The sequence below is a fragment of the Mobiluncus sp. genome (genome assembly GCF_985070215.1).
Window position 1 is genome coordinate 1 of record NZ_CFKZQR010000029.1, and the last position, 13,744, is coordinate 13,744.

General features: G+C 53.8%; 20 protein-coding genes. 2 read left to right on the plus strand and 18 right to left on the minus strand.

The window, feature by feature from the left end; translation table 11 throughout:
* Positions 1–87: 87 nt before the first annotated feature.
* From rplO to rplN, 10 genes are read right to left on the minus strand one after another with little or no spacing between them, the layout of a single operon-like run.
* The gene (gene rplO, locus AC5LBQ_RS06465) at positions 88–651 is read right to left on the minus strand and encodes a 50S ribosomal protein L15 (RefSeq protein WP_297587291.1); all 564 of its coding nucleotides are present in this window, start codon (positions 649–651) and stop codon (positions 88–90) included.
* Positions 651–836: a 50S ribosomal protein L30 gene (rpmD, locus tag AC5LBQ_RS06470; RefSeq protein ID WP_282922082.1), complete on the minus strand. Its 186-nt coding sequence runs from the start codon at positions 834–836 to the stop codon at positions 651–653. Before rpmD ends, rplO begins: the two co-directional genes overlap by 1 nt.
* Entirely contained in the window at positions 836–1,576 is a 741-nt protein-coding gene (rpsE, locus tag AC5LBQ_RS06475; RefSeq protein ID WP_493264974.1) for a 30S ribosomal protein S5, read from the minus strand. The genes rpmD and rpsE overlap by 1 nt, the downstream gene beginning before the upstream one ends.
* Positions 1,577–1,590: 14 nt before the next feature.
* A complete protein-coding gene (gene rplR, locus AC5LBQ_RS06480) occupies positions 1,591–1,962 on the minus strand; it encodes a 50S ribosomal protein L18 (protein ID WP_282922084.1) in 372 nt (123 codons plus the stop codon).
* Between the two features lie 2 nt (positions 1,963–1,964).
* On the minus strand, positions 1,965–2,498 hold the full coding sequence (gene rplF / locus AC5LBQ_RS06485; protein WP_282922085.1) for a 50S ribosomal protein L6: 534 nt from the start codon (positions 2,496–2,498) through the stop codon (positions 1,965–1,967).
* Between the two features lie 11 nt (positions 2,499–2,509).
* Complete coding sequence (gene rpsH, locus AC5LBQ_RS06490; RefSeq protein WP_004008328.1) at positions 2,510–2,908, minus strand: 30S ribosomal protein S8; 399 nt, start codon at positions 2,906–2,908, stop codon at positions 2,510–2,512.
* A 54-nt stretch (positions 2,909–2,962) separates the two neighbouring features.
* Complete coding sequence (locus tag AC5LBQ_RS06495; RefSeq protein WP_004008329.1) at positions 2,963–3,148, minus strand: type Z 30S ribosomal protein S14; 186 nt, start codon at positions 3,146–3,148, stop codon at positions 2,963–2,965.
* A 2-nt stretch (positions 3,149–3,150) separates the two neighbouring features.
* Positions 3,151–3,711, minus strand: a complete 561-nt coding sequence (rplE, locus tag AC5LBQ_RS06500) for a 50S ribosomal protein L5 (RefSeq protein ID WP_282922086.1) — start codon at positions 3,709–3,711, stop codon at positions 3,151–3,153.
* Entirely contained in the window at positions 3,711–4,085 is a 375-nt protein-coding gene (rplX, locus tag AC5LBQ_RS06505) for a 50S ribosomal protein L24 (protein ID WP_297345654.1), read from the minus strand. Before rplX ends, rplE begins: the two co-directional genes overlap by 1 nt.
* On the minus strand, positions 4,085–4,453 hold the full coding sequence (rplN, locus tag AC5LBQ_RS06510; protein ID WP_004008332.1) for a 50S ribosomal protein L14: 369 nt from the start codon (positions 4,451–4,453) through the stop codon (positions 4,085–4,087). Before rplN ends, rplX begins: the two co-directional genes overlap by 1 nt.
* Before the next feature lie 235 nt (positions 4,454–4,688).
* On the opposite strand from rplN, the gene AC5LBQ_RS06515 reads away from it, so the two are divergent.
* Together AC5LBQ_RS06515 and AC5LBQ_RS06520 are read left to right on the plus strand one after the other, a co-directional pair.
* Positions 4,689–5,177, plus strand: a complete 489-nt coding sequence (locus tag AC5LBQ_RS06515; protein ID WP_297345653.1) for a beta-class carbonic anhydrase — start codon at positions 4,689–4,691, stop codon at positions 5,175–5,177.
* A gap of 181 nt (positions 5,178–5,358) precedes the next feature.
* A complete protein-coding gene (locus AC5LBQ_RS06520) occupies positions 5,359–5,790 on the plus strand; it encodes a hypothetical protein (protein WP_491680833.1) in 432 nt (143 codons plus the stop codon).
* A gap of 209 nt (positions 5,791–5,999) precedes the next feature.
* Here the strand turns inward: AC5LBQ_RS06520 and rbsD are convergent, their stop codons facing one another.
* The 8 genes from rbsD to rpsQ all read right to left on the minus strand — a co-directional run bounded on the left by rbsD (position 6,000) and on the right by rpsQ (position 13,743).
* Positions 6,000–6,389, minus strand: coding sequence for a D-ribose pyranase (rbsD, locus tag AC5LBQ_RS06525; RefSeq protein WP_493264975.1), 390 nt, complete (start codon positions 6,387–6,389; stop codon positions 6,000–6,002).
* Complete coding sequence (locus AC5LBQ_RS06530; RefSeq protein ID WP_491680832.1) at positions 6,389–7,312, minus strand: ribokinase; 924 nt, start codon at positions 7,310–7,312, stop codon at positions 6,389–6,391. Before AC5LBQ_RS06530 ends, rbsD begins: the two co-directional genes overlap by 1 nt.
* A complete protein-coding gene (locus AC5LBQ_RS06535; RefSeq protein ID WP_297345652.1) occupies positions 7,309–8,280 on the minus strand; it encodes a D-ribose ABC transporter substrate-binding protein in 972 nt (323 codons plus the stop codon). The genes AC5LBQ_RS06530 and AC5LBQ_RS06535 overlap by 4 nt, the downstream gene beginning before the upstream one ends.
* A gap of 124 nt (positions 8,281–8,404) precedes the next feature.
* Complete coding sequence (locus AC5LBQ_RS06540) at positions 8,405–9,397, minus strand: ABC transporter permease (protein ID WP_295026563.1); 993 nt, start codon at positions 9,395–9,397, stop codon at positions 8,405–8,407.
* Between the two features lie 14 nt (positions 9,398–9,411).
* Entirely contained in the window at positions 9,412–10,908 is a 1,497-nt protein-coding gene (locus AC5LBQ_RS06545; RefSeq protein WP_493264976.1) for a sugar ABC transporter ATP-binding protein, read from the minus strand.
* Positions 10,909–10,920: 12 nt separating this feature from the next.
* On the minus strand, positions 10,921–11,907 hold the full coding sequence (locus AC5LBQ_RS06550) for a LacI family DNA-binding transcriptional regulator (RefSeq protein WP_493264977.1): 987 nt from the start codon (positions 11,905–11,907) through the stop codon (positions 10,921–10,923).
* A gap of 229 nt (positions 11,908–12,136) precedes the next feature.
* Positions 12,137–13,282: a MalY/PatB family protein gene (locus AC5LBQ_RS06555; protein ID WP_493264978.1), complete on the minus strand. Its 1,146-nt coding sequence runs from the start codon at positions 13,280–13,282 to the stop codon at positions 12,137–12,139.
* 176 nt (positions 13,283–13,458) lie between these two features.
* Positions 13,459–13,743, minus strand: a complete 285-nt coding sequence (rpsQ, locus tag AC5LBQ_RS06560) for a 30S ribosomal protein S17 (protein ID WP_004008341.1) — start codon at positions 13,741–13,743, stop codon at positions 13,459–13,461.
* Position 13,744: the final 1 nt, after the last annotated feature.

The window sequence follows — 13,744 nt, forward strand, 5'->3', positions numbered from 1 at the left end:
CACCCTATTTATGAATAAAAGAGGATGCGGGTGAAAGATGGTTTGGGGGAAGCGGGGTTTGCCCGTTTGCTTCCCCCGCCGTAATCCTCAGCGAACACGTGCGGTCAAAGACCCGCCTTGAGCCTCGACCTTAGTCTTAGCGGAGCTGGACCAAGCATCTACAGTCAAGTCAAACTTAGCTGTCGCTTCACCGGTTCCCAGCACCTTGACCAGGGAATTCTTACGGACCAGACCCTTGTCAACCAAGTCGTCAACCGTCAAAGTGCCGCCCTTGGGGAACACTTCGGAGAGGCGATCCAGGTTCACTACCTGGTACTCGACATGGAAGGGGTTCTTAAAGCCGCGCAACTTAGGCAGACGCATATGCATCGGCATCTGGCCACCCTCGAAGCCCAAAGGCACTTGGTAACGTGCCTTGGTACCCTTGGTGCCGCGACCCGAAGTCTTACCCTTCGAACCTTCACCGCGGCCGACACGAGTCTTGGCCTTGTTAGAGCCCGGAGCCGGACGCAAATCGTGCAGGTAAGTCACCTTAACGTCGTCGCTGGCAGCTGCCTTTTTAGCGGTGGCTGCCGGCTTCTTGGCAGCAGCCGGAACTTTCTTTGCCGCGGGTTTTTCCGCGGCGGTCTTTTCCTCTTCGCTCTCGCTCATCAGTCGACCTCCTCCACGCTTACTAGGTGGCGCACCTTATGCACCTGGCCGCGCACGGCCGGATTATCAGGGCGAACCACAGACTGACGAATTTTCTTTAGTCCCAGGGAAGCCACAGTAGCCCGCTGATCTCGCGAGGAACCAATCGTGGACTTCACCTGAGTGATTTTCAGGTTCTTAGCCATTACGCACTCACTCCTTCGGCAGCCAATTCAGCCTCGGCTTTAACCGCTTCGGCGCGCACCTGAGCTTCACCTTCGGCGCGAGCCCGCAACATGCCGGCAGGAGCCACGCGCTCCAGCGGCAAACCGCGGCGAGCCGCTACGGCTTCCGGCTGTTCGAGTTGCTTCAACGCATCCACGGTACCGCGCACGATGTTCAACGCATTGTCAGAGCCCAAAGACTTGGACAAAACGTCGCGGATTCCGGCGCATTCCATAACCGCACGCACCGGGCCGCCGGCGATTACACCGGTACCGGGGGAAGCCGGCTTGAGCAGTACTACGCCCGCAGCATCCTCACCGAGAACCTCGTGGACGATAGTGTGGCGAATCATCGGAACATGGAACATGGACTTCTTAGCCTCTTCCACGCCCTTAGCAATCGCTGCCGGAACTTCCTTAGCTTTGCCGTAACCAACACCGACGGTACCTTCCCCGTCGCCAACCACGACCAGAGCGCAGAAGGACATGTTACGACCGCCCTTCACCACCTTGGACACACGGTTGATGGTCACCACGCGTTCAATGTATTTGTCATCAGCGCTGCCGCCACGACGATTGTCACGGCGGTCATCGCGTTCACGGCGATTTCCGCGGCGCTCCCGGCGACCGCCACGATCCTGGGCATCATTAGCACCAAAGTCCGTGGTCTGGTCCACAGAGTCTGCGGTCTCGCCTGTAACCTGCTGTTCTTGTTCAGCCATTTTCTCAACTTTCCTTACAGACTCAGTCCGCCCTCGCGGGCACCTTCAGCCACAGCCGCAACGCGACCGTGATACATATTTCCACCGCGATCAAACACACACTGGGTAATCCCAGCGGCTTTGGCACGCTGTGCAATCAACTTGCCAACTTCGGTCGCCTTGGCCACCTTGTTGTCTTTAGCACCACGCAAAGCGTCCTCCATGGTGGAAGCGCTCACAATAGTCTTGTGCTCGTAATCGTTGACAAGCTGGGCGACCATGTGCCGGTTAGAACGGGTCACGACCAAACGCGGCTTTTCCGCAGATCCGAACATGCTCTTGCGGACCCGCTGGTGGCGACGCAGACGCGACAGCCGCTTGCCTTTACCCTTTACAGAATAAGCCATGATTACTTACCTGCCTTTCCAACCTTGCGGCGAATATTTTCGCCCAGATAATGCACGCCTTTACCCTTGTAAGGCTCCGGCGGACGAATCTTGCGCAGATTCGAGGCGACCTCGCCGACCTGTTCCTTCGAGATACCCTCGACGGTGACCCGGTTACCTTCCACCTTGAACGTGATGCCCTCGGGGGGCTCCACGTTGACGGGGTGCGAAAAACCGAGTTGGAACTCCAGGCCAGCGCCCTTTTGGTTGACACGGTAACCAGTGCCCTGAATCTCCAGAACCTTGGAATATCCGTTGGTGACACCCTCAACCATGTTGGCGATGAGGGTACGAGTCAAACCGTGCAGAGAACGGGATTCGCGTTCATCATCAGGACGGCTCACGACCACGGTCGACCCATCAACCTTTGCGGTAATCGGGCTGGCCACGGACATGGTCAAGGTACCCTTGGGACCCTTGACGGAAACGTCTTGTCCATTGATATTTACTTCCACACCGGCGGGAATTTCCACCGGAATCTTACCGATACGCGACATGTCAGCCTCCTTTACCAGATGTAGGCGATAACTTCTCCGCCTACACCCTTGTCGGCTGCCTCGCGGTCAGTGAGCATACCGGACGAGGACGAGATAATCGCCACGCCCAGGCCGCCCAGGACCTTCGGCAGTTTGGTGGACTTTGCATACACCCGCAAACCGGGCTTGGAGACGCGTTTCACACCGGAAATCGCGCGTTCACGTTTGGCGCCGTACTTTAGGTTAAGCGTCAAAGTTTTACCGACTCGCGCTTCCTCGACTTCGTAGTCTTTGATGTAACCCTCAGTCTGAAGAATGTTCGCGATTGCGGCCTTCATTTTCGAGTACGGCATAGATACCGACTCGTGGTACGCCGAACTGGCGTTGCGCAGACGTGTCAGCATGTCTGCTATGGGATCAGTCATTGTCATTGGGCTTGGGCCCTTTCTGAGGCGGTTTCGTAATCGACCTGCCCCCTAATGTGTTTACCAGGAAGACTTCTTAACGCCGGGGAGCTCGCCATTATGGGCCATCTCACGCAGGCAGATACGGCACAAGCCAAACTTGCGATACACCGAATGAGGGCGACCACAGCGCTGGCACCGAGTGTAGGCACGCACCGCAAACTTGGGTTTGCGCGCAGCCTTGTTCTTCAAAGCGGTTTTAGCCATTCTTAATCCTCCTTGAACGGGAAACCGAGGTACTTCAGCAGTGCCCGGCCTTCGTCATCAGTAGCAGCGGTGGTTACGACCGTGATGTCCATCCCCCGTACATGGTCGATGGAGTCCTGGTCAATCTCATGGAACACGGATTGTTCGGTCAAGCCGAAAGTGTAATTTCCGTGACCGTCGAACTGCTTGGAGCTCAAACCACGGAAGTCGCGGATACGCGGCAAAGCCGTGGAAAGCAAGCGATCGAGGAACTCCCACATGCGGTCACCGCGCAGGGTGACGTGAGCCCCGATCGGGGAACCTTCACGCAACTTGAACTGGGCGATGGACTTGCGAGCCTTGTCAACCACGGGCTTCTGGCCGGTGATGGTGGACAGGTCAGAGATAGCGCCTTCCATGAGCTTGTGGTCGTGCGCAGCGGCACCCACACCCATGTTCACGACAATCTTTTCCAAACCGCCAACCTGGTTAACGTTCTGGTGCTTGAATTCCTTGAGCAGCTGGCCCTTGATTTCTTCGCGGTACTTGGTCTTAAGCCGCGGGGTGTATGTTTCCTCTGCCATTACAGATCCTTCCCGGTAGCTTTGGACACGCGAATCCGAACGGTCTTTTCTTTACCATCGCGATCCACGACCTCTTCGCGCATCCCCACCCGGGTACCCGCAACCTTCTTGGTCGTGTTACCCAGCTTGGCCTTGGCCGCCGCGGGCTCGTAGTACATCACGTTGGAAATATGAATGGAGGCCTCTTTCGTTTCGATGCCGCCAGTCGGTCCCTGATGGGTCCGCCCCGCCTTGTTGTGGTGCTTCATCATCATGATGCCCTCGACCACCACGCGTTCACGCTTCCGGTCGATTTGCAGAATCCGGCCATGCTTGCCTTTGTCGCGGCCAGTTATCACCACGACTTCGTCGCCAACCTTCAACTTTGCTGCCATCAGATCACCTCCGGGGCGAGTGAAATAATGCGCATGAACTTCTTTTCGCGAAGTTCACGCCCGACGGGCCCGAAAATACGGGTGCCGCGCGGCTCCTCATCGTTCTTGAGGATGACAGCGGCGTTCTCGTCGAAACGAATGTAGGAACCGTCCTTGCGGCGGGTCTCCTTTTTGGTGCGGACTACGACGGCCTTAACGACCTCACCCTTTTTCACGTTGCCGCCAGGGATAGCATCCTTGACGGTCGCGACAATGGTGTCGCCGATGCCGGCGTAGCGTCGCTTCGAGCCGCCCATCACACGGATGCAAAGGATTTCCTTAGCCCCCGTGTTGTCGGCGACCTTCAGTCGCGACTCCTGCTGAATCATCTTTTCTCCTTCGTCTGGCCGGTTCTCAATAGAGCCTTGCCGAACCTATCTTGCGTTGCAAGGGCGCACAAATCCCACCTCAAACGGGCGGAATTGAAACCCCTGGCTGACACAGACACATTTGTGAGAGGTCTCAGCCAAAAGCAACCCTCCAAGTTTAGTATTTATTGGCGGGGGTGGCAAACCGCAGCCAAACCGCCATCCGTCCCGTTGCAAAAACCGCTAAGCTGAGATTGTGTTTGATGATCTCTTACAAGCTAATGCTCAATACGCCAAAAACTTCCCCTACCGTGGCCTGCCCGGCGCTCCCGCGCATGGGTTGCTGATTGTGACTTGTATGGATTCCCGTCTCGATCCTCTCGAGATTTTTGGGCTAAATGTTGGACAAGCCAAGGTTCTGCGCACTCCCGGTGGATTCTTAAAGCCCAGCACGTTGGCTGGTGCCATCGCAGCGGTTCATAAACTCAATGTGGACCGAATTATGGTGCTGGAACACACCAATTGCACCATGGCTTCCACTGACGAAGCGGGATTACGGACCATTATTGCCAAACAAGCTGGACAACCCGTTGGAGATTTGGTCTTTGGCGCAGATCCGAACCAAGACCAACATTTGCGTGATGACGTGGAGACTCTGCGCAACCACGCCCTGATTAAAGGGTTTGCCGAAGTTGGCGGGTTTATGTATGACGTAGAGACCGGACAAGTTGCCCAAGTGTGTTAAACCCCAGCACGTTTAACTGATGCGCCACAATAGACTGCCTCACTTCCCAGACTCTGCAACACTGGTCAGCCTTTGCGCGACTTGGCGTTCCTGAAGCCGCAACGATTAATGGGTAGCGAACCAAGGAATTTTCCTGATAAGTTGGGACGTAGGTGTTGCTATTTATTCTTGAGGAGGAATTATGTCCAACCCTTATCAGCCCCAGCAAAGTAATCCTGGTCAGGTCCCCGGGCCGCAGCCCGGACAGCCGATGGGTCAACCGATGGGCCAGCAGATGCCGGGGCAACCCATGCCCGGTCAATTCGCCCGCCCTTATGAGCACCCCCAGGAACAGACCGTAATGGTACTGGCTATTATCGGCATCTTCTTTTGGCTTTGCTCACCTATTGCCTGGTATCTGGGCAGCAAAGCGAAAAATGAGATGGCGGCTCAAAATATGGAACCTACTTCCAGACTAAGGACTTGGACCACGGTCGCTATGGTAATCACGATTTTGGGACTTATCGGTATCGGTATCACTATCATCTTGACGGTTGTGGGAGGACTGGCGTTCATGGGAGCAGTGGCTAGCGAATCGAGCGCGGGTCTCTTGCCGGCACTGAGCGCCATCTAAATCCGTCTCGATTCCATCACGAGCCTCCGATGGGCCTTACCTGCGGGTGAGGCCCATCATGGTTTTTAGCGCCCAAAAGGCACCATCTGTCGGACTCCCCCGTAAAGTCTCATCTACGTTGAGAAGACACCGGTGTCTTCACGGGGAGACAGAACCGTAAAATAACTGTTTGCCCAGGCACCATGCCCGGGCAAACAGTTATTTAGTGCTCATTTTCCGAAAGGCACGCCGCAACGTAAAATCACATTCGCCCACGGAGTATCTTCCCCAGTTCTGACTATAAAAGCTGCTTGCGCTACCCGGCGCTTGAGTTCCTCATGTGGAATCGTGTCATGAGTCCCAGGAATCTCGGCAAACCAAGATTCCACCTCGGTGCCGATAGCCTCGGAGGCATAGCAGCACGCTTCTATTTCAAGCTCTGACAACAGAGCCTGGAGTACCGGTTGAAAACGAGGCAAACCGAACACCACACTCAAATCCACCACAGGAATATCCCGAGGAATCGGTAGGCCACAGTCCGCCAACACGAGAGTGTCTGTGTGTCCCAAACATGCGATTTGAGCGAGAAGATTGCGATTCAAAATGCCTTGTTTCTTCATCAGATTCCTTTCAAGGTTTTGGCTGTCTGCCAATAAGAAGATTGCGCGCCAGGGTATTTTACTGTTTCGGAAGCAAATCGCGTCGCAGCCAATGCGCTATCTTGGAGGGATTGACCCTCAGCTAATTTTGCCGCTAGCACTCCGGTGAACGCGTCACCCGCACCTACTGCATCCACAGCTTGAACAGGGATGGCATCTAGATGAGAAACGCTAATACTACCTTCCGAAGTATGTTCCCCCAACAGTGATCCTTGCGAACCAAGAGTCAGAACCACCGAGGGAACTCCTGCTTCCAGCAATGCTTTCGCGACATCAATGTCCTCAGCATTGTTGAGATTCAATCCTAAGCAGCTTGCCGCTAGACGTGACTCGGACTCATTTACTACCAGCGGATTACTATGCAAAAGTAGCCATGGATTCACAGCTATTGCTGGGGCGAGATTCAAAACCACCCGCTTTCCGGATTCCACAAATCGTTTTGCGGCCTCCAGAATGCAGTCTTGCGGAATTTCTGCCTGCATCACCAGGATATCGGCTTGGTGCAATGCCGGGTTAATCCACTCGATTTCACCACTATTCATAGCTCCGTTTGCTCCGGGGACTACGATAATGAAGTTTTCGCCTTCCTGTTCAACGGTTACAACCGCCAGACCGGTGGGAGTGTCTACTTGACGCACAAAACTCAAGTCCACGCCAGCTTTTTGCAGAAACTCCACCACCACCTGCGCATTGGCATCCTTTCCAACCTGTCCAATCATCATCACTTGGTGTCCAGTCAGAGCGGCAGCAAGAGCTTGGTTCGCTCCCTTACCTCCGGCACTGACTCCGCCACCCCCACCTAAAAGGGTCTCTCCCGGCTGGGGGTGGCGAGCCACTGTCAGATTCAGGTCAGCGTTCAGAGATCCGAAAACAGCTATTGTCACTTGGCATACTCCGCAACATTTTCTTTGGTGACAGTCTTGACCTCCACCGGAACATTGGCATCGGCCTTCCCGCTTTCCAAGAACTTAATTGCTTGATCCACGGCGATTTTACCCAGTTCTTTAGGTTGCTGAGCAATCGTTCCAAGCATGGTTCCATCCTGCACAGCCTGCAAGCCATCATTCGTGCCATCGAAGCCAAAGACGAATACATCTTTACCAGCCTTTTCCGCTAAGGCTTTCAAAGCTCCCAATGCCATCTCATCGTTGTGCGCAAAGATAGCCTTCACATTTGGATTAGCCTGCAGCAGGTTTGATGCCACGTCCAACCCCTCGGCGCGGTCAAAGTTAGCAGTCTGGGAAGCAACTACCTTGATATTCGGGAAGGCCTTGATGCCTTCCTCGAAGCCCTGACCACGGTCACGAGTTGCGGAGGCACCCGGCACCCCTTGAAGCACAATGACGTCTCCTTTCTCGCCGATGGCCTTGGCAATCTGCTCCGCCGCAAGTTTGCCGCCGAGTACGTTATCCGAAGACACAAAAGAATCCAGTTTGCCGGTAGTGACGCCGCGATCAACCGCAATAACAGGAATTTTTGCACCATTCAACGCTTCAACAGAGGGTCCCGCCGCATCGGAGTCCACCGGGTTAATAATTACCGCACTCACGCCCTTGCTGATGGCATTTTGAGCCTGGTTAGCCTGGGTGGCCGAATCATCCTGAGCATCAGAAATCTCCAGCGTGTAGCCCTTTGCTTCCGCTTCGGCCTTGGCACCGTCGCTCAGGTCGACAAAGAAGGGGTTGCTCAGGGTAGAAACTAGCAATACCAGGTTTTTCCCACCTGAGGCACTGCCCGTCTCCCCTGAGGAGGCTCCGTTATTGGCAGCATCGGCGCCGCCGCAAGCACTCAAGCCTAAGATTCCTAGAGTTAGGACGGCTCCGGATGCAAATAACTTGTGAAATTTTTTCATAATATGTTTACCTTTCTGGTTGTTTTGTTCCGGGATTTTCCTCGAAACATGTTGTTTATTTATTGCAATGTCTGAATGCGCAAGGTAGGCTTCCTCTTCCTAGGGCAAGCCCTACTCTTGTGGTTTAGTGTGCAGATTCTTTGTTCTTCAAAGCATCAATCCCCACCGCTATGGCGATGACCAGTCCTATAACCACCTGTTGCCAGAAGGAAGGAACATTCATAATGTTGAGCCCGTTACGAATTACCGCCAGCAAGAGAGCCCCAACCAGAGTTCCGGAAACCTTACCTGAACCGCCGGCCAGGGATGCGCCTCCAATCACAACCGCGGCAATAGCGTCGAGCTCGTATCCCACACCGGCTTGAGCTCCAGCGGAATTAAGCCGACCAGCCATAACCATTCCTGCCACACCTGCATAGAGTCCGCACAACGCAAACACGGTCACCTGCACTTTTTTCACGGGAATGCCCGAAAGCCGAGCGGCCTCGATATTGCCGCCGACAGCATACATGGCACGTCCCATAGCGGTACGGTTGAGGATTAAAGCCGCCACGATTCCCGAGAGAGCAAACACGATAATCGGGACGGGAATCGGGCCTAGACTCCCGCCTAACAAATTCACTGCGGGTGGGGTAGGAATCGGTTTGCCTTGGGAAATGACCAGGGTGAGTCCACGCGCTATGGACAGCATCGCTAGAGTAGCAATGAAAGACGGCAAACGAAAATATGCATTGCTAATCCCGTTTACTGCCCCGCACATGATTCCAGCTAACAATCCGACTAGCAAAGCCAGCCAGCTGGGGACGCCCATAACAGTGAAAGCGTAAGCACCCACCATGGCTGACAGGGCCAACATGGAACCAACCGACAAGTCGATACCAGCTGCCACGATCACGAAAGTCATTCCAAACGCAAGAATGGCAGTGACCGCTGTCTGCACACCGATTTGGGTAATGTTATTGACCGAGAGGAACACCGGTGACGCTAGACTCAAAACGATGGCCAGGATTACCAAACCGACTAGGGCTCCATTGTTGGCAAGGAAGGTTTTGACCTTAACCAGTCCGCTAGACGGTTTCACTTCACGTTTAGTACTCGGTTTCGTTACTGTTTGCATATTGACCTTCTTTTCTAGATCTGTGACAACTCTGCGACATTGGAAACCGCCAGTGTCATGATTTCATCTTGAGTGGTTCCTTTACCTGGGAGTTCCCCTGCAACACGGCCTTCCGACATCACCAGAATCCGATCTGACATACCGAGTACCTCAGGCAATTCGCTTGAAACCATCACCACCGCGCCACCATCGGACACGATTTGATTAATAAGTTCATAAATCTCGACTTTTGCGCCCACATCGACCCCGCGAGTCGGCTCATCGAGAAGTAGCACCTTCGATTCGGCCAACACCCACCGTCCAAAGACTAATTTTTGTTGGTTTCCACCCGAAAGCTCTTTGACTTTCTGATCAATGCTCTCCATACGAACTCGCATCCGCTGGGACACTCCCTCAGCTTGTTTACGCAACATTCCTCGTTGCGCTATCCCCAAACGAGCACTGGGCATGAGTTTTGCATAGCCGAGGTTTTCGCAAGCCGTAGCACCCAAAACTAGGCCCTGAGCCTTTCGGTCTTCAGGAACCATGCCCAGACCTAGAGAAATCTTCTTAGCAATCTGGGAATTCGGCACTTCTTTTCCCTGAATTCGGATTATTCCTGAGTCAAATGTGTCGGCTCCGGCGATGGCTCTTAAAACCTCGGTTCTTCCTGCACCAACCAGCCCGGCGATGCCCAGCACCTCTCCAGCGCGAACATTGAAACTGACATCGGAGAATTTCCCTGCTGAACTGAGATTTTTAACCTCTAGCATTATCTCTCCGGCTTTAACCTTGCGGGCAGGAAACTGCTCGTCAATAGAACGTCCCACCATGAGACGCACTAGCTCGGGCTCTGGAGTTTGCGCATCAACTTGCGCCACTAGGTTTCCGTCCCGCAGCACCGACACCGTGTCCCCGATTTCAGCCAGTTCGTTTAGGTGATGAGAGATAAAAATCATCCCCACACCCTGTGACTTAAGTGAGCGCATCAGTTCGAACAAGACCTTTATCTCTTTTGTCGTCAAGGCGGCTGTAGGCTCATCAAGAATCAGTATTTTGGACTTCACTGAGAGAGCCTTGGCGATTTCCACCAGCTGCTGACCTGCTATCCCCAATTCACCCACAGGCTGTTTGAGGTTGAGCTTCATGCCTACCAAATCCAAAGCTTCTTGCGCTTGGCGATAAAGTTCTCGTTTATCTAACACTCCGACCTTAGTGGGGAGTCTGCCCAGCAGAAGGTTCTCTGCCACACTCATCTTGGGGACGAGGTTGAGTTCCTGGTGAATTACCGAGATTCCGTGCGCCTCCGCGTCCTTAACGTTAGCTATTGTCACAGGTTTGCCATCCAGGAACAGCTCGCCCTTGTCTGCACCATATATCCCGGCAATGATTTTTATGAGGGTGGATTTCCCGGCGCCGTTCTCGCCCAACAACACATGTACTTTCCCTGGTTCTACGCGTAGAGATATGTCTTTTAACACCTCTACTGGCCCAAAAGACTTGTAAATATGCTTTAGCTCCAACGTTGTCATCTGCGCTGCTCCTTACTTTGCCCGCGCTGTGGATTTGCGAAGTATGAGAGAGGTTGGCAAGTGAAGGCTTTGCGCTTCTTCCCCCGAAATTAGTTTCTGCAACTCCTCAACGGCCAGAGAACTCATTTGCTCAATGTCCTGATTAATCGTGGTCAACGGCGGATTGAGATGCTCCATGATTGGCAGGTCATCATAACCGATAATTGATAAATCCTGTGGTACATGGATTCCCTGTTTACCGAGATAACTGAGTATCGGCCACAGGCGAGGAGTGTAGGCAATAATGGCTGCACTGACATTGGCCTCCAGCAGCTCTTGCATCAACGCAACCGAGTGTTCTTCACCTGCCGGCTTTGGATCAACCACGGTTTCCAGCCCTAGTTCAGCACCAACCTCTTGAAAGGCTCGAAGACGCTGTTGAGTAGTTGAAGTATGTTCTGGACCCAACACCATCCCAATGCGTTTGTGTCCCAGCCCCTGCAGGTGAATCAGCGCCTCCCGAATTCCTGGGTAGGCATCTGAATCTACTGTAGGTACCTCGTAACCATCCATCGTGCGGTCAACAAACACAACAGGAACACCCGCTCGTTGCACCTGTTTCAGAGCTGAGGAATGTCGGCTCTGAATAACCAGAATCATCCCATCCACTCGATGTTCCAAAGCTTGATGAAGAAATTGCTCCTGTTGCTCAAAGTTCTCTGAGGCGTTGCCGATAATCATGGCATACCCGGATTCTGCCAGGCTAGTTTGCAGTCCGTGGGCAAGGAGACCGAAATAGGGGTTGCGCACGTCCGAAACAAGTACTGCCACAACCCGATTCTGTTTTGAACGCAAAGAACGGGCTAGGCCATTAGGGGTGTAGTGCAGCTTTTTAATCGCCGTATACACCTGCAGTTTTGCCTTTTCAGAAGCCGATTTTCCCGAGAGAACGCGCGACACGGTAGCGACCGAAACTCCAGATTCCTCGGCTACATCTTTGATAGTCACGTTAGCACGCACTGACTCTCCACTTCATTGTGTAAACGATTACATGTAAACGTTTACACAAATCCTGCCATACAAAGGAGTGCCCTGTCAAGCAAAACAGAAAAGAAAATTGCCTCCCGGTCAGAACCCCTATTCAACTACATTTAACAGGGAAATTACTCGCGCTGGAACGTGAGGTCTGTATCCGTATACTCCTCTAAACCTCCTACCAGAAAGAGGTAACAATGATGTTTTGGAAAGCTTATATCCCGGCTTCTATAACCCCTAAAGCCGCGTGCAGCACTTCGGGGGTGGTCGCTAGGTTCAAACGGAAGGATTTTTCAAAGCCTTTGCCCAAGTCCGCACCGTCGTTGACAATTAGACCGCGCTCCCGGAGGGTCTGGGCGGGACAATCTCCGAGGATTCCATCGGTTTCCCACCATGACAAATAGGTCGCCTCGGGGAGGAACACCCGGAAGTGCTCACCGTGATTTGTCAGCCAGTTGCGGACGGTTTCTCGATTTTCGACAATCTGCGCCTTGACTTCCCCCAACCAATCGCGACTATCACGAAAAGCGCTAATCGTAGCCAGCATCCCCCACGGGGTCGCCCCGGAGGCAAAAACTTGCAGCGGGGTGCGTAAACGTTGCCGCAGCGATTCATCAGGAATAATCCATTGCGCACAGTGCAGACCGGGGATGTTCCAGCCTTTTGAGGCAGCTGAAGCAGTCACGGTCCGGGAGGCGGCCAATTCCGAGAAGTGAGCGAAGGGACAGAGCTTCCCATCCAAGACCAGCGGGGAATGAATCTCATCTGAGAACACTAAAACGTTCGGATATTGTTCCAAAATAGCGCACAAGCCAGACATTTCGGCGGGACTCACACACTTGCCCACAGGGTTCCAGGGGTTGCACAACACCAGCAATCCCCCGACCTCAGCCGAGCGGAAAACCTGCGAGATTCCCTCCAAGTTCAGCTGATATTGGCCAGTTTGCACTTCATAGTTGGACACGACCTGGACGACTTCGTGGCCCTGGTCCTGGGGCATCGTCAAAAATGGCATGTAGGCCGGGGTCGGCACCACCACCGGAGCCTGCGGGGGAAGAATACTCATCACGGCTTGCAGCACCGACAATACGTCCGAGGCCACGCCAACCGCATCGGGCTCGATTTGCCAGCCGAATTCATCCGCATAGAACTCGCGCATCGCCTGGCACACCTGCTGGGACAGCCCTACGGGAGGATAACCGGTAACGGTGTCGTCGAGTGCGGACTGCAGGGTATCCCTCACGGCGGGCGCGATTCCGAAGTCCATTTCCGCGACCCACATTCCCAGAGATCCGGGGTGGATGCTCCACTTCAGGGAACGAGAATTTTTCAATTCAGACAAAGATGGTAACGCAATCACCCCTATATTCTAGAGGGAGATGCGCGCCAAAATGAGGTCAAGCGACGCGCTTTCAACAGTCGGGCCAAGCAGCGGGGAAAATAGGACGCAGCCCGGACACATAATGTATCCGAGCCGCGTCCTTTATCCAGATTGAAAGGTCTTAAAGACCTCAACCGAGTTTTAGTTGTGGAGAATTACTTGGCCTTTTCGGCAATCTCCACCAGGCGCCAGTGCTTAGTCTTGGACAGCGGGCGCGTTTCCATGATGACGACCAAGTCGCCGATACCGGCGAGGTTTTGCTCATCATGAACCGTGACCTTCTTGGTTTTACGCATGACCTTGCCGTAAAGCGGGTGCTTCACACGGTCTTCGAGCTGAACCACGATGGTTTTTTCCATACGATCGGACACCACGTAGCCGCGGCGCACCTTACGGTGATTGCGTTCGGTCGTTTCGGTGGTCATAGTTTCGTCTGCCATT

Bases quoted from the DNA above. Each gene is read 5' to 3' on its own strand.
- rplO (WP_297587291.1), bottom strand. From the start codon at position 651: ATGAGCGAGAGCGAAGAGGAAAAGACCGCCGCGGAAAAACCCGCGGCA.
- rpmD (WP_282922082.1), bottom strand. From the start codon at position 836: ATGGCTAAGAACCTGAAAATCACTCAGGTGAAGTCCACGATTGGTTCC.
- rpsE (WP_493264974.1), bottom strand. From the start codon at position 1,576: ATGGCTGAACAAGAACAGCAGGTTACAGGCGAGACCGCAGACTCTGTG.
- rplR (WP_282922084.1), bottom strand. From the start codon at position 1,962: ATGGCTTATTCTGTAAAGGGTAAAGGCAAGCGGCTGTCGCGTCTGCGT.
- rplF (WP_282922085.1), bottom strand. From the start codon at position 2,498: ATGTCGCGTATCGGTAAGATTCCGGTGGAAATTCCCGCCGGTGTGGAA.
- rpsH (WP_004008328.1), bottom strand. From the start codon at position 2,908: ATGACAATGACTGATCCCATAGCAGACATGCTGACACGTCTGCGCAAC.
- AC5LBQ_RS06495 (WP_004008329.1), bottom strand. From the start codon at position 3,148: ATGGCTAAAACCGCTTTGAAGAACAAGGCTGCGCGCAAACCCAAGTTT.
- rplE (WP_282922086.1), bottom strand. From the start codon at position 3,711: ATGGCAGAGGAAACATACACCCCGCGGCTTAAGACCAAGTACCGCGAA.
- rplX (WP_297345654.1), bottom strand. From the start codon at position 4,085: ATGGCAGCAAAGTTGAAGGTTGGCGACGAAGTCGTGGTGATAACTGGC.
- rplN (WP_004008332.1), bottom strand. From the start codon at position 4,453: ATGATTCAGCAGGAGTCGCGACTGAAGGTCGCCGACAACACGGGGGCT.
- AC5LBQ_RS06520 (WP_491680833.1), top strand. From the start codon at position 5,359: ATGTCCAACCCTTATCAGCCCCAGCAAAGTAATCCTGGTCAGGTCCCC.
- rbsD (WP_493264975.1), bottom strand. From the start codon at position 6,389: ATGAAGAAACAAGGCATTTTGAATCGCAATCTTCTCGCTCAAATCGCA.
- AC5LBQ_RS06535 (WP_297345652.1), bottom strand. From the start codon at position 8,280: ATGAAAAAATTTCACAAGTTATTTGCATCCGGAGCCGTCCTAACTCTA.
- AC5LBQ_RS06540 (WP_295026563.1), bottom strand. From the start codon at position 9,397: ATGCAAACAGTAACGAAACCGAGTACTAAACGTGAAGTGAAACCGTCT.
- AC5LBQ_RS06545 (WP_493264976.1), bottom strand. From the start codon at position 10,908: ATGACAACGTTGGAGCTAAAGCATATTTACAAGTCTTTTGGGCCAGTA.
- rpsQ (WP_004008341.1), bottom strand. From the start codon at position 13,743: ATGGCAGACGAAACTATGACCACCGAAACGACCGAACGCAATCACCGT.